At 39.4% G+C, this 21,212-nt stretch carries 14 protein-coding genes; 5 read left to right on the top strand and 9 right to left on the bottom strand.

From position 1 onward, the window contains the following. Positions 1 to 978 precede the first annotated feature (978 nt). The 3 genes from dptF to dptH are packed head-to-tail and all read left to right on the top strand — an operon-like array spanning position 979 to position 11,196. Positions 979 to 2,589 carry a DNA phosphorothioation-dependent restriction protein DptF gene (gene dptF, locus AC3WOK_RS15075; protein WP_174951949.1) on the top strand — a complete coding sequence of 537 codons (1,611 nt, stop codon included), beginning with the start codon at positions 979 to 981 and terminating at the stop codon, positions 2,587 to 2,589. Next, on the top strand, positions 2,586 to 3,935 hold the full coding sequence (gene dptG, locus AC3WOK_RS15070) for a DNA phosphorothioation-dependent restriction protein DptG (protein WP_492354752.1): 1,350 nt from the start codon (positions 2,586 to 2,588) through the stop codon (positions 3,933 to 3,935). The genes dptF and dptG overlap by 4 nt, the downstream gene beginning before the upstream one ends. Continuing rightward, positions 3,916 to 11,196 carry a DNA phosphorothioation-dependent restriction protein DptH gene (gene dptH, locus AC3WOK_RS15065; protein ID WP_492354751.1) on the top strand — a complete coding sequence of 2,427 codons (7,281 nt, stop codon included), beginning with the start codon at positions 3,916 to 3,918 and terminating at the stop codon, positions 11,194 to 11,196. Before dptG ends, dptH begins: the two co-directional genes overlap by 20 nt. 130 nt (positions 11,197 to 11,326) lie before the next feature. On the opposite strand, the gene dndE is transcribed toward dptH, so the two are convergent. The 5 genes from dndE to AC3WOK_RS15040 all read right to left on the bottom strand — a co-directional run bounded on the left by dndE (position 11,327) and on the right by AC3WOK_RS15040 (position 16,751). Further along, the gene (gene dndE / locus AC3WOK_RS15060; RefSeq protein WP_088208773.1) at positions 11,327 to 11,689 is read right to left on the bottom strand and encodes a DNA sulfur modification protein DndE; all 363 of its coding nucleotides are present in this window, start codon (positions 11,687 to 11,689) and stop codon (positions 11,327 to 11,329) included. Beyond that, positions 11,689 to 13,689 (bottom strand): DNA sulfur modification protein DndD, encoded by a 2,001-nt coding sequence (dndD, locus tag AC3WOK_RS15055; protein WP_126495432.1) that lies wholly within the window; start codon positions 13,687 to 13,689, stop codon positions 11,689 to 11,691. The genes dndE and dndD overlap by 1 nt, the downstream gene beginning before the upstream one ends. Continuing rightward, positions 13,679 to 15,313 (bottom strand): DNA phosphorothioation system sulfurtransferase DndC, encoded by a 1,635-nt coding sequence (gene dndC, locus AC3WOK_RS15050; RefSeq protein WP_126495431.1) that lies wholly within the window; start codon positions 15,311 to 15,313, stop codon positions 13,679 to 13,681. The genes dndD and dndC overlap by 11 nt, the downstream gene beginning before the upstream one ends. After that, entirely contained in the window at positions 15,310 to 16,395 is a 1,086-nt protein-coding gene (dndB, locus tag AC3WOK_RS15045) for a DNA sulfur modification protein DndB (protein ID WP_126495430.1), read from the bottom strand. The genes dndC and dndB overlap by 4 nt, the downstream gene beginning before the upstream one ends. A gap of 92 nt (positions 16,396 to 16,487) precedes the next feature. After that, on the bottom strand, positions 16,488 to 16,751 hold the full coding sequence (locus AC3WOK_RS15040; RefSeq protein WP_126495429.1) for a helix-turn-helix domain-containing protein: 264 nt from the start codon (positions 16,749 to 16,751) through the stop codon (positions 16,488 to 16,490). Between the two features lie 202 nt (positions 16,752 to 16,953). Here AC3WOK_RS15040 and AC3WOK_RS15035 point away from each other — a divergent pair, with 202 nt between their 5' ends. Beyond that, positions 16,954 to 17,262: a helix-turn-helix domain-containing protein gene (locus tag AC3WOK_RS15035; RefSeq protein ID WP_126495428.1), complete on the top strand. Its 309-nt coding sequence runs from the start codon at positions 16,954 to 16,956 to the stop codon at positions 17,260 to 17,262. A gap of 300 nt (positions 17,263 to 17,562) precedes the next feature. Further along, positions 17,563 to 18,036 carry a SymE family type I addiction module toxin gene (locus AC3WOK_RS15030; RefSeq protein WP_074161275.1) on the top strand — a complete coding sequence of 158 codons (474 nt, stop codon included), beginning with the start codon at positions 17,563 to 17,565 and terminating at the stop codon, positions 18,034 to 18,036. 77 nt (positions 18,037 to 18,113) lie between these two features. On the opposite strand, the gene AC3WOK_RS15025 is transcribed toward AC3WOK_RS15030, so the two are convergent. From AC3WOK_RS15025 to AC3WOK_RS15010, 4 genes are all read right to left on the bottom strand, one after another. Continuing rightward, positions 18,114 to 18,485: a hypothetical protein gene (locus tag AC3WOK_RS15025; protein WP_149500152.1), complete on the bottom strand. Its 372-nt coding sequence runs from the start codon at positions 18,483 to 18,485 to the stop codon at positions 18,114 to 18,116. 114 nt (positions 18,486 to 18,599) lie between these two features. Beyond that, positions 18,600 to 18,848 (bottom strand): bacteriocin immunity protein, encoded by a 249-nt coding sequence (locus AC3WOK_RS15020; protein ID WP_077266469.1) that lies wholly within the window; start codon positions 18,846 to 18,848, stop codon positions 18,600 to 18,602. A gap of 1 nt (position 18,849) precedes the next feature. Then, positions 18,850 to 20,508, bottom strand: a complete 1,659-nt coding sequence (locus tag AC3WOK_RS15015; RefSeq protein ID WP_492354750.1) for a pyocin-S2/colicin E7-DNase domain-containing protein — start codon at positions 20,506 to 20,508, stop codon at positions 18,850 to 18,852. A 3-nt stretch (positions 20,509 to 20,511) separates the two neighbouring features. After that, on the bottom strand, positions 20,512 to 20,994 hold the full coding sequence (locus AC3WOK_RS15010; protein ID WP_348557107.1) for a hypothetical protein: 483 nt from the start codon (positions 20,992 to 20,994) through the stop codon (positions 20,512 to 20,514). Positions 20,995 to 21,212 lie beyond the last annotated feature (218 nt).

Below are 21,212 nucleotides of genomic sequence, written 5' to 3'. Positions count from 1 at the left end.
AAAGAGTAAGTAATTTATAATTTGATAATGCGCAAACATTCTATATCGTACAGTGATTGTGAGGGTTATGGCTTGTAAAGATACAAGTGTGTAATCACAGGAACATTAGTTTATCTATCATTGAAACGGTGAGTATGTAAGCTAATCATAATCGATCTACGTAGCAAGAAGATAAATTTACCAATTTTAGTCGTTCTTAAATTTAAGTGAGATATTAACTTAATAGATTCTGTGAGCTCGTGAATAGATCTCCACAGCAAATTGTACGTTTTTTAAAGAATTAATGATAAAATTGCGTTACTAATTGGTTGAATCATACTATGGTCAGTAGACTTTTAGTAGTTTATGCCTTATGAGCAAAATGGTAATGTTGCAATCTAAAGTTGAGTAATCGAAACTAGCGATCTACAGGTATCATTGTGAGACGTAGAGTAGATACGCAGCTTAAAGCCCACTACCCTTTAGCGACAGCACAAAATGTTATCGAGCGCTAAAAAAGGTAGGTGGCTTTCACGATACAGCCATGCGGAAGTGATGGTTGGGGCGGTAGCGTTATCTCACCGGGCCTACTCTTTAGGTGGGTACCAAAATCTACTTCGGTTTTATCTTATCACCTTTTTTTGCACAAATATTGTTAATGATTCTCACCCTAATGCAGATTGTAAAATAATAATGAATATCGCGCATTATATTTACTTTATTTGTCAAGGCTGAACGCTGTTCAAGTAATGAAGTAATTGCGATGAATTGAAGGATTATCAGCCTTTATTTTAATTAGTGTGGGGCTTGAGTTTAAATTTTTGTTATATCAAAAGTATTTTTTAAGATAATGGGAAATATATATATTTTAAATTTACTATGTTGAGCTTGAGATATGTAATTTTGATAAATCTCAGTGATTTAATTTCATGTTTAATGAAAAGTTAGCTAATGCAATGCTTGGTAAATCGATGCCTAATAGTCGACAAAGGAGAGACCTTGATTCTTTTTGACGCATTACAAGTATTATCAAAATCATCAAAATATTCTGTTTCAACACTAAGAACTGAATGTATCGTGGGAGAATTTGAAACTTTAAAAGATTATTTATATATTCCAACTGAAATTCATGATGATTTACAAAAAAGTTTGGATCTAGCTTTATTAAAGTCGAATCCTAAAAGTATTATTTGCTTGTGCGGTAGTTCTGGTGATGGAAAATCTGAAATTCTAACAAAATTATATGGTGATTATAGCGATCGAGTTGATTTTCATTTAGACGCTACTCATAGCGATAGTCAGCATAAATCAGCAATAGAATGTCTAAATGAGAAGTTTGATAACTTTAAGGAAAGTAGCAAACCTTTTGTTATTGGTATAAATATAGGAATGTTACAAAAGTTTATAAAACAAGGAGATAACAGGCACTCTGATATAAAAAATTCCTTCAGCACTTATTTCGATAATAGACATAGCAAAGGTTATGTTAATGGGGCTGTTACGTTCTTTGATTTTGAATGTTATCCAAGATTATCATTTTCAAAAGGTAAAATAACGTCAGGCTTCATATCAGATTTTTTAAAGAAATTAACAGACAAATCTCCTAGAAATCCATTTTACGGAAGTTATCTTTTGGATTCCAAACTTGGTGGGTATGTTTCCAAGAATTTCGACGTCTTGTCTTTACAATCATTTCAAAATAAGTTAATCGAGTTATTTGGTCTTGCTAGGTTAATTGATGAGCAATTTTTAATTCCTAGAATATTTGTTGATTTTATATTCCAGATACTAACACGTGAAAATAAGGATGGTATCGTTGGGAATGTTTTCTCAGAAATAGATAATGAATTCAGTAGTTGTTTTAGAAAATTAGATCCAATAAATATAAGGAATAACGAGCTAGACAATTTCTATCTTGAGTATACGTCGAATACATTATCAAAAGACATTATCCAAGATATTGATAATTTTAACCAACTCACAGGAAGAGAGCTCACTCCAGAAGGATTGATTCGGTGTTCATTTTTGTTGCGGGAATTAGGTCTCTCGTTTCCATCCCCAAATTGCTTTGAGAGCGAAATAATAACGAAATCACTAAATTATTACTTGAAATTAATCAATGTATATGAAAAGCCTGAAATTAACTCAGCGGATGAAGATGATTGTTTGAATATTATTGAAGGGGTAATAATTAAGGCTGCAATAGCGTATGCAAATAGAATGCTGTCAATAAATGTTGATGGTCACATAGTCAGTCGTAAACTGAAAGATAAATTCGTTTGCAATAAACTTAATGTTCAAGCGGATCTAGATTGGATTGAGATGCATGAATTAAAATCTACCGATACTCTCCCCATACCGTTAATAATTAACAATCAGCCCTTGTTAATTATTAATATTGATCTAAATACGTTAATTCAAGCTGTGAAAATATCTGATGGCTACAGACCTAATCGACAGAATATTGAAAATACTGCCAAGTTTGATGAAATAATCAGAATTCTTGTGGAAAGTACCCTTGAAACTGAATCAATGAAGGTAGTAAATAAAGACAAAGTATTGCATATAAATAAAAATCGAAATAGATATACATTAGAGATATTAAAATGAGAGATTTTACTTCCTTAGATACTTCTATCTCACTTGTCCGTCGATGCATAGAGAACGAAAATGATTCAAATTATGCAAATATTGCAGATACATACTTACCGATTGGTCCAAATAATAGGGATAATAATATAGAATGGACGCATGTATATCAGAAGCTTTTTGAAAAACTATATGGTCTATCATTAAATGGATATTGTAAAGAAACTTTAAGAGTTGAGGTTCTGGATAGTATTCGTAGTGTTAGAGATACTCGTGAATTAGTTGATGTACTTGATGAGCTTTATTTTACTTCGAATGAATTAGATAATATTACCCCCTTAGCATACTTGGTAAGCAATCAAGAGAAATTATCTGCAAGAACTAAGACAATGATAAATATTATCTCTGGTCTAATAAATGGTCAAGTGGGAGATGATTTTATCATTAAGGGTAATAATCCTTTAGAAAACATACTTATAAGTAATATCCGTAGGCTTTGTACAGAGCATTCCTTAAAAGATGACACTATTTGTTATTTGCCTTTTTTGCAAAAAGTATTTACTCAAGATCTAAATACACTAGCAGCTAATCCAGAATATTTATTAAGTGAAGTTGAACGATTTATACATTTATATGTGTTTATCTACTTGTCACAACTTACAATTCAAGTATGCATCCCCAATAATGTCTACCAACCACCTAGTGCAAAACCACTCTACTTTATATTAGAAACTGAAACTGCAAGTAAAGAAAGGCATGAGTGCAATCAGTACGGGTATGATTATATTTTTAGCAATAAAAAAGGTATAGCATATTATCTTTTCCCAGTTTTAGGTTACTTCAATAGAATTGATAAAAAACCAGCTTGGCAATATGATCTTGATGAGTCAGAAGAACATTTGGGGAAAATAAATGAGTTCAATAAGCTATTGGCTCTATTATTTGGAGAGGATTATCAAAATGAATACTCACTTCAGAGAGCGCTTAACAAAGGTGTTTCGTTTCACAAGCAAATATTTGAAGAAACACTAAGTCGCTCAAAAAAGAACTCGCGGAAGGGTAGGAATAGTACAGTTGTTAATACCTTTGAGGATGTTTTTTCTTCTGGATTTATTACCAATAGAAAAGCGGCAGGTAAATACTTTGTGCTCAATTCAAATATAATCATGCTTCTCACTAATTTAATAATTAAAGGGAAAGATACCGATAAGATACTTATTGATGATTTGATTGAAGGTTTTAAAAATAGAGGTGTATGGCTTGATTTAAAGTCAAAACGTGCACTTTTAAAATTTTATGAGAGTGTTGGTAATATTGAAAAATTAAGCGATAGCGGAGACGCAGTATATGTTAAATCAACCATTTGAGGGTTTTCTGGCTAATTTATTTTGTCAGTCAATAGAGTTATCTAACTCTCTAAATACAAAATATCATTTTGTGAGTTCTAACCCGACGCAATCTATAAAATTATACAATGGTTTTAAAAGCTTGGGATTTAAAGAACTATTTATTAATAATGCACCGCTAAAGTATGTAGAAACATCAAGCGGAAAAAAAATAATTGTTATGTTGCATCATCTTGGTGTTCAGGACAGAAACTCAAGTCACGAGGATTATATAGCAAGTGTTAGAGATGCACTCAATGACATTGATAATGCAATTTTATTTTTGATTAACAATAGTTCGCTCGAAACCTTGACGTCTACTTTCGCTGATGTAAGTGCAGACAACGGAATTTTTACCCCTAAGAGCATAAATCAGGCTCTTTTGGATCTAGGTACTGGTCATAAGAATGAGCTAATTTTTAACTATTTGGTGTCGAATAAACAACGGCAAATAGATGAGGAAAATCTTAGCATTTTTGGATATGAGCCACTATATAAATCAATTCATAAAGACCATATTGATATACAAGAGTATGGTTTTTTCCCTGAGCCAAGAATTTATGATATTGACAATGAGAAACATTTAGCTCGAGAGTTAGATAGGAATATCCGACTAGCAAGAACTGTCCACTCATTAGTCAATGACTTTGGAGATGAGCTAAATGAATTACAAAGACAATTACAAGATTTAGGATTTAGTGAACGTTATATCGAAGATAAGTTTATACAAAATAAAAATCTTTATAAAACAGAAACATTTTCCAATATAGAAGCTGAAATTGAAAAAAATAAACTTAGGAAATTAAATGTAAAAAGTATTGATATTAATGGAAGTACTTTAGAGGAGTGGAAGCATTCATCAGGAAGTGCTTCTGCAAATAGATGTATTTCATTAATAGGTGAAGTAGAAGTTGGGCTGGTTGAAATCAAATTCAAACTAGAAAGAGGAGAGCCTGTACTAAAAACAGAACAAATTCTTGTTAATGGTGATTTTAAACAAAGTCAAGTTTTGATTACAACATCTAATAATGAAAATCATTCTATATTGACTGTAAGAATACCTTTTGATGGAAAACCTTCTTTTATACAAATAAAAATAAAAAGAGAATCACAACGAGAATGTTTTCAATTTAATTGTTGCTTAGTTAGTAAATGCGTTTTTTTCTTAAGTAATTACTTTGAAAAATTAGAAGTGGAATTCAAAAGAAACAAAGGTAGTTTAGTCATTGAAAACATCCAAGGAAAATTACTTGTAAACTCCAATAATAATCTTACACATATTTTCTCAAATGAAAACAACAAGATAAATTGTGATGACTTAAAGTATATTGATTTTAGTACTGTAAGTGAAAATGAAATACTTGGAGAGATGATATTATTTTCTGGTGAATACTATTTGCCCGTAACTATTATTGGTCCAAAAATAGTTGAAACTATTATACTACCAAGTTTATTTGATACTCAACGCAGCATAGATATTTTCGAAAATGATAGGATACCGAAGTATAAATCAGAAACATCAAGAGTAATTATTGGTGGGCGAGAGAAGGATCTTACAGTTCAAGCTAAGGAATTGTGCGTAGCTGAATTTAAAATGATCAGCGAAGGTTTGTTATATTTCGATGATAGTAATGGCGAAGAAATTCAACTCAATGGATTTGAGATTGAATTTCCTGAAGTGTCTCGAGCTTATAAGAATTTGTTTACTTGGCTCTTGGAACATGAAACGATCCTATCGATAACAAATTGGCCAGAAAGCTTGATTAGGATTATTGAACAAATAATATCGACTGTTCATAATGAATTGGTAAACATTCCGCAAGGCGCATTGAATTATAAGAGCAGGCAGTTACTAACACTGGGTATTATTAGGAGATCTAATAGAGAATTCTTTTCACCATTCCACCCATTATGCTTGTCATATGCTTTAGAGTTCGCTAAGTCGAGAATAGCTGATTTAACAAATTCATTTAGCCAAATCCCCTCTTCAACTGTGAAAAAATTTAATGCGAGTGGTTTGCTGCCTATATTATTTGATAATGAATCGATTTTCGTTAGAACAAAATCATTAAGCCATAATAAGTTTTGGCTTGAACTTGGTCCTAGCTCTGAGGGTGATACAAGCTATGTATCGTCATTAGTCTATGAGAAAATTCAAGATTTTATATCATGCTTCGATGTTTTGTTTAAAGATAATAAACAAAACCCACTCATTATTAACTCTATAAACAATCAAAACAATGCAGATATCTTTAACGGGATACTTAATTATTATAAGAAAAATAAAAAAGGCAATATCAAAATACAAGTTAATATTTACAATGACGATCATTCTCTAACTCTATTTGATGATTTTTCAGAAGGTAGGAGTGTATTAAAGTTACGAGAGTTAGCTCGTCTTAACAGCTCCGATAAAGAATCTGAAATAGATGATTTGATATTAAGGATCAGGCGTAATGTAACATTCTATAAAATAGATAACTATGAAGAATTCAACTATGCGCATTTAAGTTTCTTTAAAAACAATGAAGAAGTTGTTATGCGTACTAACAGTGTTGGTGAAGGAAAATCAGGGATTGTATGTAATGGTATTTTGTCTGGTGAGGCATCATATTTAGAAAATGAAGTATTTTATACTGGCTTTGGATTAAAAAACTTAATAACTAAAAATAGTTCTGTGTGTTTAGCTTCTCTTTACAACCAATTGATGCTTCCGTATAGAGATAGCTCAGCAAAATATGTTAAAGGGAGTGTGCCTGTATTAGCTGTAAAAGATAGCTTTAAACATAAATTAAATAAGTCTTACAACTCCAGTATATGGACATGTATCATCGAGCCAAAAGTGACGCTTGAGTTCTTTGATACGAAAGAGACAATTCTAATACATTATGCCGATCAGTATACTAACTCAGTAGCTTATGATGCTATAACAGTATCTTCACGGGTTGGGTTATATAAAGACCTGTTAAGAAGTCATTCTGATGAGTTAATTAATTCCTTTAATGCATTAAATGGACAATGGCTATTAGACGTTGTGAAAGAGTCTGGTAAGCAAAAGTCTGATAATACCAAAAAGAAAATTAAAGAGAAAAAAGGAATTGTCGCTGCTTATAAATTTATTTCAGGTTTACTCTTATCAAGTGATATTGTATGGATACCACTATCAGTTGGTGAAATGCTTAGAGTTACTGGAAATTTAGGGTTGCAAATAAAAGATAACGATTTTTCTGCTCGACTTCATAATAAATCAAAAGGCGCGCTTTCAGATGATATATTATTTGTAGGTATTAAAGGAGGACGCCTTGTATTGCTCCCTCTGGAAGTAAAAACAAGAGCATCTGGAACGGATTTCACTAAGGCCGTAAAACAAAGCAAGTCATTAGCCGAGCATATGAAGCGGTTACTGGCACCGAAGACTTTCAAAGGACAGGTATATCGTTCTCTCTTTATCCAACAATTATTAACTCAAGTCGATAAATTTGAGCTTTACGGCGTGTTCCCGGTTAGGTATTTTGAAAACTTGTATAAAATAAGTGATTCCTTATTACAGGGGGAATATAATATTTGTGAGTTGCCTAACTACCCTGAGGGAATAGCATTATCTATAACTGAAGAGATGGAACGATCTCGTATTGAAAGTGTGTTTGACGTAGAGCTTAATGTTTTGAAATTGCGTATTCCTCATGGTTTTGTAAAAATGCTTCATGAAGAGTCTATAGAAAAGTTATCATCTAAATTTCAAGACGAATCAGCTTATCCAGAAATTTCACATTTGAATTTTCTAAATGCTGAGCTAACATCATTCAATGTTTTCGAACTGCCTGATGATATTTCCAGTCGTAATGAAATTGTAGATGATGATATAATTTTCGAAGAGGAACGAAATACTTCAAATGTAGAGGAGGAACTAAATACTTCAGAAGTAAATAATGAAGGACAGTTTAAAGCAATTTTTGGTTATGATGATTCTTATTCTGATATTTTGGATAAAATACTAGGTTTCTACCAGCGAGATATTCAAATTGAAGACATCCTGTCCTTAACCGAGATGGAACTCAAGAATAGTGGCGGATTTAATTCTTACGATATATTAAGTTTTTACAAACTTAAATCTGAATTGTCACATGATTCATTAATAGAGAAACAAAATGAGCTAGTTAATATAGAAGATGAGTCAATATGTTTAAATATGGTAAATATAACTAATGATTATAAAGCATTAGTTAGCACAATTTTGAGGGAGTTTGGTGAAAATATTACAATTAAAGAGACAATAGCTATTGCAACTTCGTCCTTAGAGAGCATTCCTGGTTTTGGAAAGAAAAAAATTCATAATTTCTTAAATTTGGTTGAGCATTTAAAAAATGGTTCGTTCTCTATCAATTCTGATATAAATAAAAAACAGATCGAAGATTTTGACCTACCAATTGAGGAGCTGGAGCAATTTATTATTAATGATCTTAATAATAACATCCTGAATGTAAGGTCAAGAGAGAATGACATTCTGATTCGTAGATATGGAATCAATTGTGATGGCGAAACTCTAGAGGATATTGGGAAAAGTTACGATATTACAAGGGAAAGGGTTCGCCAAATTGAGTCGAAAGCTAAAAATAATTTCATTGCTAAATTAAGTATTTCACCTAAGGTAATATGGGCTATAACAAAAAGTAATTTAAGTGAATTAAGGACGCCTTTATTCACCACGTTGAGAGGAAGTTTTAGCTCGGATAAGGGCTTTTATTCTTTTTTAGAGGCATGTTGTGGGCTAAAGGAAAATGAAATTAAGTTAATTACTTCCCCTAGTCTGAATAAATCATTTTTTGAAGAGTTTTGGTTATGGAATAAATCTCCTGCCGATCTTGACGATTTATCATGGTATCTGCATGAACGCCTAAATGTTGAACTTGCCGTAGCAGAGAATCAAATAGCCATATGGGAAAAGGAGAATATTCTTCAAATAAATGGGGAGAAGATAAAGCCATTGGCACTATCTAAAGTGCCTGGGATTACTAATGCTTTGCTAGATTTCCCCGATGGTGATGTGTGGGCAAATATTCAATCTCATGCTAATAAAAAATCTATTTGTTCAGGGATTTTCTCAGAAGATCGTCTTGAGCCGAATTTGATGAGAGCTGTCGATAGAGAGTATGTATATCAAAGTGGTAGAGGAACATATCGTCATATTGACTATTTGAAGATAAGTGAAGACGATAAGAAAAGAGTGTTATGCATTATAGCTTCTAAACTTAATGAATATAAATACTGTGGAAGAGACGCAGTAAATTTATCTGTTGATATTTATCAACAAGTTGATCTGGCTGATGACTACTACTTCGTTAGACACATTGTCCGTGCATATGGCGAGTCTTATGGTATTTATTTTAATGGAAAGTCTGGTGCAGACACTGTAAGTTTAGCATCTGATTTTAACCTAGCTTCGCAGAAATCAGTTCTAATCGACTTATTCAAGCAATCATTAAGTCCGTTATCGAAACTCGATGTAGCATCTAAAATTAGAAGCCAATCTATTGGGCATGCTTCATTCTACATTGATAAATTATTAACAGATGGCATTGTAGTTAGGATTGATGAAACAACTTATGCGCATGTAGACAACGCTTTCATAGGTGTCGATATAGAAAATATCATGAAAATGGCTATTGATTTTATCGATAATGAACCTAGGATCATCGAAGCTTCAAAATTGCAATCGAGTATTAATAGACGGCTTGATATTAATTATAATAAGTATTTATATATATCACTGCTTAAAGCTTATGCTACAGATTATGGTAAGAATTATTTCTTTGTTCAGAATCTTATCTCGTCTTCAAATATTAATTATACTGGCCTTACTGATCTTTGCCGAACAGCTTTAGATTTAAATACTTCTCGTGTTAGCGCATTAGAATATCTTAATGAAAAACTATGTATACATGAACATATTTTAAAGAGATGTCTTGAGCAGGTTTATATGGCTTCATCAGATAAATCTAATCATTCAGGTTTAAATATTATTAATGATAATAAAATTATAAGTGATGAGGTGAAAGAGGAAAAGTTTGCTCAAAACTTACCAAGTAAAGAAAAGGAAGTTGAAAGATTTTTAAAAAAAGATATAGACAAATGTCGAGTATTAATTGGTTTGGCTATTGATAATCTAAAGCCTGTCTATTGGGAATATGGTAATAAAAGCTTAGCTAATCGTCACCTAATTATATTTGGACGTTCGGGGCAAGGTAAATCATATTGCATACAAGGGCTGCTGATGGAATTGGCCAAAAATAAAATAAATTCTATGGTTATAGACTACACAAATGGATTTTTGCCTGAACATCTTGAAGAAGAATTCATGGAAAATGTTAAGCCTATAACTGATTTGGTTGTACAGACCCCCCTAAAATTAAACCCCTTTAATAAACAAACACAAAAAGTAGCCGGGATTACTATTGCTGATAAAGCTCATGATGTTGCATCTAGAGTTGCATCAGTATTCAATGCTGTTTATTCAGATATAGGTAGCCAACAACTACAAACACTCATTAAAATTCTTGAGGATGGAATTGAATTATATGGTGCTGAATATAATTTCAATAGAATGCTAAGAGACCTTGAAGATGCTGGAAAACATGGTGAAGCACTTGCAAATAAACTTCACTCAATAGTCAGAGCTAATCTATTTTCCTTTGCCTCTGAGATGGATGGTTGGAAAGATATTTTTGAATCGACATCTTCTACTACTAGGTTAATTCAGTTAGCTAGGCTTTCCAGAGATGTTTGGCTTTTAGCTACAGAGTTTATTCTTTGGGATTTATATTCTTATGTTTGTGCTAATGGTGATAAAAACACTCCGATACCTGTGGTATTAGATGAAGTCCAAAACTTGGACCAAAAATTAGACAGCCCATTAGGTAAAATGTTAACTGAAGGTAGAAAGTATGGATTGTCACTAATTTTGGCTACTCAAACTTTAAGTAACTTGAAAAGAGATGAACAAGACCGATTGTTTCAAGCTGCACATAAATTGTTCTTTGCACCAGCCGAAACTGAAATTCAGAGTTATGCTAAACTGCTTGAACAGGCGGTACCAGGAAGTAATAAAAAAAATTGGCTTACTGAACTGGCAAAACTGAAGAAAGGCGAATGCATCTCCGTTGGTTTACATATCAATGAAAATGGTCATCTTGAGCAAAGTGCGAAAGTCTTAAAGGTTTCGTCACTCGGTAATCGGAAAATGTAATGTTTAATTGGTCATGCCCCATAAGGTAATGGGGCGTTTTGAGTCCTGATGTTTCAAACTTATAATGAAAGAACACTTAGGAAGTAGCAATACAATTGTTGCTACTTCTTAATCTTTAGTTAATAGCTATTCAACTAATTGCAATTGCCTGAGTAAACTCCTTTAGATTTTTATGATTCCGTAGTGACGAAATTCCGTCTTCAACATGTGCAGCCCAGACTCTGATGGACATTTTAGGCTCTAGTTGCGGATAGAGCATTTTCAATACCATTTCTGTTGCTTGTAATGTTTCCCCAAGCCACGTAATTTTATCGAGCACCAAAGAACCATCTAGCCTTTTAGTATCAAATTCCGAAGAATAGCGAAATCCACTCTCAACTGAACAAAAGAATGCTAACCGCGCTGAAACGTTGGGAGTAATTCCCGTATACCCTTTCAATCTCTTCAGTTGCTCTTCAGTCTGACGACTGAGCTGCATACGATTCGGGAGCACTAGATTATCTCCTTAGTTAATTCCCAGAAATATCCTGGTTTAAGTGCAGATGACTTTGTTCGGGCATTAAACACGATCTCATATGCATGAGAAATATCATCTCTAAGCTGATCAACAAAATACCGCTCATCAACTTCAGTATCCGTAGACAGCAATACAACTTGATGACTTGCATATGGGAAATAATGATTAATCAATTTATCTCGATGCTGAGAGTCTAAACGCCCAAGTGGCGTATCAATAATCACAGGTAGTTCACGACCAGAAGTTTTAGCCAAAGCCTCAAGAATAGCTATTGCATAAATTTGCTTCTCACCAGCAGAGAGTAACTTACGATTAATAACCGTATTATTTTCATCTACCAGTTCGACATCAAATGTCGCAGGATTAATATGGGCATTAAGCTGCAAGTCTTCTTTACGAGCTAACTTACGGTAAGCTACTTCAAAGTTAGCTGAAAGTGTTTTTACCCTTGCCTCAGTTAACAGCTCACTATAACGGTCAAGTAGATTAATTGTCTCTTGCGCGTTAATGAATGCGATATTAAAGCTATGCTGGCTGCGAGCTGTGTCGTGAGCCTTTTGAATCTGGCGAGCGCAATCAAGTTGCTGTTGTTTGTAATTTTTTGCTTCTTCAAGCAATGAGCGATACTCCTGCCGCTTAGCTTCACGTTGACGATCTAGCTCTCGGAGTTTATCAAAAATATCCATCAGCTGATCATCTTCCGGCGCTCGGGCGATGTTTGCTGCGGCTTGCTCTAATTGTTCTTCTACTTCTGCCAGCTGGTTACGATAAAGATCGAAGCGTTGCCAGGCTTTCTTACTATCTTGTTCGATGGCTTGCTGAATCATCCCTGCTTCACGTTCAGAGATGTCAAATAACAATTCACCTTTTGGTTTATCAGCAAGATATGTTTTAAGGTTATCTTCTATAGCCTCAGCTGCAATTTTACCTGTGCTTCCTGAACGGAAGGAAATGTCGCTTTTGAGTTGCGTAAGGAATTGATTCAATTCCTTCTCGAAGCTATTTGCCTGTTTTATTTGCGTCTCTGCACTAATCTGTTCTAGCAAACGACCCAGAGTCTTTGGAGCTAAAGCATACGGTAATGAGCTATCACACTCATGACGAAGCGCTTTTTCCAGGCGATCTTTTTCTTTTAAAAGCGTCTCGACCTTCTGTTTCTCTTGGGTTTTTGTTTGAGCAAAAGCCCCGCCTTGTGCGTTGAGAAGGGTCTCATTCTGCACAATTTCCTTGGAGATTAGGTCAATACGCAATTTAGCAAAATCAGCCTTTTCAAGGATTTGCTCGGTTTTAAAGGCAAATTCTTTAATCTTTTTCTCAAGTTCAAGCAGCTTATGCTGTTGAGATTCAGCTAGTTGACCAGATTGTTGGCGCTTCACGAAAATTGTTAAATCATTCCGGAGCTTCTCGATCAGATCCAGGCCCAACAGGCGACGCACAGCCGTACGGAGGATGTTTCCCGATTCGTCCTCAGCAAGCTCAGCAATTTTTTCACCATCAAAGAAGAACAGGTCGGCTATGCCGTGGGGTATTAACTCATTTAAAAAACCCTGGCACTGATCATAGCCAAGCCCTTCAATGAGTTTGCCATCCTGCTGTAAGGACAGTTTGTCTCGCTTACCTTTTTGCCAGGTGCGGGTAACGGTAAATTCAGCCTCCTGACCACCTTTATTGTAGGTGAAAATAAGCTCGACTGAGGCCTCCTCGGGTTGCTCACCCAAAGTTGAGCCGTTGTGCACCAGAGCGCTAAGCTCTTCAACATACTCTTGCTGCTGAGTTGTTGCACCAAATGCAAGCCTTCCGTAAAGGGCCAGGCGAATAGCGGAAAGTATTGATGTCTTACCTGCACCGTTTAACCCGCCGAACAAAACGATAGGGCGCGGATTATCGTCGTTCTGTCGTTTTTTAGGGGCCAGATCGATAACATGGGTTCCATTAAAAACCCGATAATTACGCAGTACCAGCTGTTTAATTAACATGTTCTTTTTCCTCACTGGTAAGCAGAATTGGTTCGCTGACTTCGGCAATTCTCCGCTGTAGCATCTGCAGTTCAGCTTCTATGCTTGCCACTTCTTCCTGATGAACATCACGCTCATTACGTTTCTGCAAAGCTTCCTGCTGTTGTTTGATCTCTTCAAGACTTCCCCAGTCTTGCTTGAGGATCGCCCCTAGCTTGTCGAAGATCCCCTGGCGGCGGCTAAGGCCTTCCATCGAAACTTCTAGCTCGATCAATTTCATCACCATTTCAGGTACAACATCAAACCCTTGTGCAATTTGCTCGAGAAGTTCGGCATCGCTGGCGTCGAAACGTGATTGATCGTCTATAACCCAGTCCAGATCCTTGCCATAAACCTCGCGATAGATACCAGGTAAAGTATCGTACCAGTCAGGTTCATTAGGATCCTTCAGCCATTGCTGACGTATGGCATGCAGCTCAGGTTCTGTGATTAATGTAATGGTATGACCTTGTGCGTTCATATCACGCTCAATCGTCAGCAAATCCTTCAACCATTCCTGCCGATACTTAAGCCAGTAAGGGCCTGGAACATGTTTACGCTCAGCTGTAAGTTCTTCGCCATCCTTCGCATACTGATAGCTCACTTTACCTGTGCGTCGTTTATAGTTGCGGTAGGTATCTTTGTTTACTGGATCGGTTGTGAAAGCTAGCAGGTCGCGGTATTTCAGAAGGGGCGACATCCACTCTTCACCATTCTGGATTAAGCTTTCCATCGCTTTATCTTTTGTGACGACAGTACATGTCCAGCAACCAAAGCGTGAGTTACCGCAGGAAGGCGTGCTGTCATCAATAACTAGCGGGCATTCACCCTGAGCTGAGGAATCCATATAAAGAGTCCACAGCGGGCGGTTATTACCCCCCCAAGGGCTTTCCCACTCGTCTATATCATCAGGCGCATATCTGAATGCACCACGCAGTAATTTCCATACGTCTTCAACATCCCAGGTATCAATCGGGGTGTAAATGAAGGCATTTGAAAGGGTGGTATGGCGTGCAAGGCGCGAGCCGTCAATCTTATGCTTTGCAATAACCTGAGCACGTGATGCACTTTCACTGCTGCGCGATCCAAGAACGACAATAACTTCCTCAAACTGGCTGACCTTATCTTTGATAAAGTCGCTTACCGGGTTGATTTTCATGCGTTCTGTACACCAACGGAAACTACGAGTAGGCGCTGGATAGCCTTTACCAAGCAGGTTTACCCAGAATGTCTCGTTGGTTTTTGGGGTTACAGCATGTTGTGTGATCGGTAAGCCGTCGCGCTTAGCGCCAGCTTCAATCTGGAGCATCGTTTTTTTAATGAGATCTACTACAACCGGCGTCTCAACGAGCGTGTCAGAGGAAACAACAAACACATCCTTCGTACGCATCTCCGGCGGAAGACCCATCAACGCCAGATAAACAAGAGTAATGACTGCTGACGAGTCTTTACCGCCACTGTAGCCAATCACCCAAGGGCGTTTATCTGCGCAGTAGACACGTTGAACTTCAGAGACAAAATCAGCGAGAGTGCGCCCAGCAAATTGCTCTTCGTTTATGAAATCTTCATAGTCGGCCAGATCATAGGCCTGAGTTAATGTACTCATGATACAACCATCTGAGCTTCAAGCTCTTGTTCTTCAGGAGAAAGGGGGAGAGACAGCGCAATTTTTAAAGCGTTGCAAGTTAGCTGAATGGCGGTACCGGTTTTGCTTAATTTGCCATGCTGCATTGCGCGCTTAATCATCTCAGGATTACTTTTACGCCAGTCAAAGGTTTTTAGCTTCGTAAGTTTTTCCTGCCAGTGCTCAGGTTCTTCAGCCAGTAGTGAACGGCCCAGAAGGCCCAAAGCCTGCAAACCGATACCGTGGGCATGCACATAATCCTGGCGGAGCTGTGCCGGAGATACTTCTTTGCGTGCAGCAAGCTGCCAGTCTGGCATGACTTTGAAAATAGCCTGCCAGTATAGCGTAGCGATATGCGTATTGTCCTCAATGCTGCCTACTTTAGGGTCTTTACCAAGCAGGGCGCGTGTTGCCTGTTTAATGCTACTTAGTGTAAACAGTTTATTGGAAAGCAAACTGATACTCGATTTCTCAAGTTCAGTAAGACCAATAAAGGGCTCGATAGACATAGCAAGATAGCGAGCAAGGTTCGAGCTTACGTCGCGATGATCGTACAGCGCGGATAATGATGGGCTTGGGCGTATTGCGTATTTATTCAGGTCGGCAAACATCTGCTGACTTCGCCTTAAACCTTCATCAACAAAGAACAATACGGGGATGTTGTCCTGCCCTAATTCAGGACGCTCCGAAAGGGCATCCTCGATAGCCTTACGGCGATGTTGACCATCATTGATAAGAATTTGCGCATCCATTGGTACGCGAAGCGTTCCAAGATTGTTGGAGTTTTCGAACTCGTCAAACAGTACATCGACCGCAATGGATGCAGTTAATGCAGAGAATACGTAATCTTTAGGGTTTTCAAGTAAGTAACGCACCATCTCTGGGATGCGTGATTTATTCAAGATACGCTGAGCGCGCAGCTCCGGCGGCACGTCTGTCTCATCGAAACTGAAGATCTTCGGAATGATGCGCATAGGGCAAGTGGCGATATAGAATGGTCGTCCAGCCTGGACGCCCCTCACTGCGGGGAAAGAGTAGCAATAATCTGCATCAAAGTTAGCCATGTTCTAGTCCCTGTTTTAAAGGCGCAATTACGTTATATTTTACGTAAAAAATTCCTTATAACGAAATTTTTATGATGATAAAACACGAATTGTTAAAGATTTACGTATGATTTGACGTAACTCTTTGCTGTGCTTGATTCTTCTAGAATGTAAACCCCTTGAGCCAAAGATTTGGAGTAACAACGTGGCCGTATGAGCTCTGGATTGATACCAATTGCTCTGGCATGGAAGAAGTTTACTTTGTGCCAAGGTCTCACAAGAGCGTTAATCGTTGTGTAGGAGCTGACACCTAAGGTGGCGAGCGAAACCTCTTTCCTTTTGAGAACCGCTAAAACACATGCTTTGTACCAAACCATTCTTCATATCCCCCTTGAGAAAAGATGACTGAACCAGACACTACGTTATTCGTAGCTTCTTTGGAATCCATAAAACTACGTTTTACGTAGTTTTGCGAGGGTGCTCGAGGATTTGTGAAATCCTTACGTGAAAATCAATCTAGTGTTTGCACTACGTAAAACGTAGTATCTTCCTTAGGCATTAACTACGATTATCGTAGTTATGAAAACATCCAATTCCCACAATCAGCTCTTCAGTCGACGCCTCAAAGAGGTGCGCTTAGACATGGCGTTATCGCAAAAAAACCTGGGTATTTTGGCTGGCATAGATGAGTTTGCAGCAAGCGCGCGTATCAACCGCTACGAGAAAGGGGTTCACCAGGCAAGCATTGAAGTCGTTCGGCATCTCGCTAAAGTTCTCGAAGTGCCTGTAGCATACTTCTATACAGAAGATGATGAACTGGCCTCTTTGGTCCGTCTTTGGCCGAAGCTGGACCCAAAGAAGAAAAAAAACATCCTCCAGCAGCTTTAAACGAAAAGAGTGCTCCGATGTGCTTTCTCTTTCGAAAAGTTATCCATAATTTAGAACCAAAATCTTGCGTTAGAATCTCGCCTTAATACGTCTGATTGTTTTCCTGAATCCCCCTCGCAAATTCTAAATTTACCCCACCCAAAACCGCTGTATTTATATTCAGCCCTGTATAATAAGCACCAGAAATTACGCCGAACGGCAAATGAAGTATCAAAGAATATTTGAAAAGAGAATTCGCGATATGAAGGTGCTGCAACACCCCCATACCGCTAACCACAACCAACTACTGAGGAGTTGAAAATGGCTGCGACGAATTTTAAGCCAGAGTTTACTGTTTGCAAAACAGAATCAGACGCTTTCACCGGCATGATTGAAAACCGCGAGCTGGTACGCAAAAACAGCGCCCGCCGTCTTCACGGCAACCAGCCCAACGCGGCGCCCGTCCATCCCCGCGCGGAAACGCCGCAGGACAGTGCCGCCTGTTGCGAACTGTATGCACGTATAGACATGAAATATCTTCTGCTAGGCGGGGACTGGTTAACCCGTGCGGGCTTTATCAACGGCATGCCGGTAAAAATCCGCGCCATGAAAGACTGCATTGTGATTACGCCGCAGCATACAAGAGAATTATGGGGATGCCTGGAAGGGATGAGCGTGGTGAATATAAATAAGCAGAAAGTCGCGCAGTGGTTAAAAACGTTTCCGGGGGCGCTGAATGATACCGGCGATATACCCGTTGTGAAGCGGGGAATCGGGCAAGCGATGCCTGAGTAGTTCTGGCTTCCTGCCTTATATTCCTGGAGCAATAAAACGATACGGGCATGTTATCCCATGCCTGTATTAATCAGAAATCACTCGTGCTTTACCTGTTCTTTCACAGCCTTAACCAATACAGCATGCAGTTCGCCAACGGTTAAGTCGCGTATCACAGGTTCGGGTATGCCACGCACCCAGCGCATAAACCTACAGATGCCAAAAAAATCTATACCCTCACCCGTAAACAGATACTCGTTCTCAGCAAGAGAGAACATTTTCATATAGCCATCTTCTTCCGTGGCAAGCTGAACGCCAAAAGCTTCTTCGCAGTCTTCCAGTAGGTCTTCGCCATCCATACCGCAAATATGCAAATCGGCCTCAATCCAGGTGTTGCTATCAATAGGTTTACGATGTATCCCAGAGGACTCACGTACGACCTCAATAACTTGTGCGAGAGTAGGTTCCATTTACAAAATATTCCGTATTCGTTAGTTTCAATTGGCTTTCCGGAACTTAACAGTCACCCGCTATTCGATAAGGTGCGAAGTAGAGTACTGGTCCAGAAAGCATGATTATCTTTGCTATGGTTTGAAACCGGATTTACCATTTTCCCTACGCCACTCCTTTACTTCCTGAACTACACCTTCGGGGCTGTCTTCTCTATCTTCTCGTGGATAGTAAATAAGATCGGAACCATCAGGGTGCTCAGTCAATCGTTTGAATTCGAGGATATTTTTTATATCTTCAGCTTCAGTGGTGGCAGTGACATCAAACAATTTTCTTACGAAATTAAGGAACTCGTATTCTGTATAATCACTTATCGTTTTCAATTTATGCCCCTCGATGAATTTCAATATGACGTTTAGGGGTCACTATCCCCATATTATCAATGTTGTATACTTCACCACCCTCAACTATAGGTTTTATGTGGTGAATCTCATATTTCACTTTACCGCCTACCTGCTCATTTTCTCGTGGTGACGGTGCTTTCCCTACCTTAATGTTACCAACATTCCCTCGGTTAAATTGCTCAAGCAGTCCCGGATCCCTCGATACCTCCAGCCAAAATGCCTTACGAAACTGGTCAAAGTCCGTAAATGTCTGCCCACGTAATCGATCCGCTATCTGGCTTGGAATAGGAGACCCATTCCCCGTATTCGCATCAGATAACCAAATGCCGCTAATTTTCTGCCCCTTGCCTGTGACCTGTCCGGGATTGTGGCGGATATAGACATAAATCGGCGGCGCCCCGCCCACCGGCAGAATCAGAATATAATCCGCAAACGTCTTCTCTTCCGGTGTCGGGCTGGTCGTCGCACCAATCCCCGTATCCTCCGGCAGCGGATCAACCACAACCGGGTTCGGTATCCGTACCGGATTCTGATTACCCGTATCCCACGGCTTACTCTCTCCGGTGCGGTCCGGTGTCCAGATGAGGGTGATGCCGGGGTTTTCTTCGGTAGTAAAGGTGTAAGCCTGGCGTCGGCTATCCCACTCCATCCTGCGAACGCGCACGCTGTCTTTGCCCGACGGCGTATGCCAGCCTCGCGGTGTCGGGTTGCCGCTGGCGTCGTTCTCCCAGGTGAAGCGAACGCGGGTAGGGGCTTCCCGCATCTGCTCGGCGCGCATCCTGTCGATAAAATCCTGCTCTCCGTCGTTCAGCTTGCCGGGATACATCCCTATCAGCAGCCCTGCGACAGGTGCACCAAGGCCTCCCGTGGCTATCTCGCCAAGTGCAGCGCCGCGCACGGCCCATGTGCCGGAAATGACAGTACGCCCGCCAACCAGTACGAGTTCGCTGGCATCGGCTATCGCGTTCCGCGCGGTCCAGGCCCTTTCTTCGGCTGCAACGGCAGCCTGATAGTCCATCTCCTCGTGATGCCCATTCCACCAGAGATAAAGCGCGCTGCGTTGCTTTGGTTTTGGGATCGCCTTACGCTTTGCCGCCTGGGCGTGTTGCGGGGCATTGTTGGGTATGGCCTGGTAAAACGCCATCTCGGCGAAGTTGGTGTGCGGCTCACTTCCGGTGCCTGCATCGTTACAACCATCACCGCGCAGGCAGGATTTCGCAAAGACCCGGTTGCGATCGCGTTCTTCTGCTTGTCGCTGCGCCTCGGCTTCTTCCTCTATTCGGCGTGCCGCGAGCATGGCCTGATGCTTTTCCTGTGCGATCTGTTCAGGAGAGGGACCGGAGCCGAGCCACTCTCCCGATGGGGCGATCACGCGGTTGGTTCCGTGCGGGCAGCCACAAATGACGACAGAACCATCGACGGCTGAGGTTTGTCCCATCCAGTTAACGCGAGGTTCGCCGTCTGCGACAATGCCCTGCTTGCCGCATTTAGGGCATGTCGTGGTTTTATCGCCGACGCGGATAACGCCGCGACCGTGCTCGGTGCAGTTGGGCAGGGTGCTACAGCATATTGCGCCGGTAGTCGTTCTGTCGCCGTGCAGGGCCTGACCGCGGCCGTAGTTCGTGGAACGGTAGCCCATAGCCTATTCTCCGGGCCAGGTTAAGAAATCCTCTTGAGGTGGAATACCTTCGCGAGTGACAAGATAAGTACTGCCGAGCGGTGTGCTGATAATCTCGTCATCGTTATCAAGCAGGCTGCCGACCAGCGCAACGCCGTATCCTTTCCACGTAAACGCGGTTCCTGATGAGGTCATAATCGTGGCGAGCGTACCATCCGGATAGGCCACACAATCCCCTTCGACAATCACGCTGGTGTAACTCCCATCGTCCATGAGCATTGTGGCTTCACGATCGACGGGAAGTACCATGCCGCCCAGTCGGGTCTGGCTGCCAGCCGTAGCGATCCGCCAGATGGCGGTGGCGGGATGTTGTCGATGAAAGGCTTCCTGTTCGGCAATGATGGCGCGCGCGTCCTCAGGCATGGCGGCCAGTTCTTCAGCGGAAAAAGGCGAACGATCTATTTCCGCTTTTAATTCAGCGGTAAATTCATTGGTATAAAGCTGCATGACAATTCCTTGTAGGGGCAGAAGAGTAAATGCAGCAATGCTAGGTTTTAGACTGTAAGGTGAATATACATAAAGTGGTTAATAAGTCGGGCTAAATTCCTAAATAAATATCCAGATTGATATTGGTCATCTTTTAAAGAAGGGATAGTAATGGTTCCTGTTAATAATAAATGTAATATTCGCTGAATTGCCGATAAATAATATTATGCAGCGCATGT

The sequence above is a fragment of the Enterobacter sp. FW301-JW81 genome, assembly GCF_058788735.1.
This window is presented reverse-complemented; position numbering and strand designations above follow the sequence as displayed.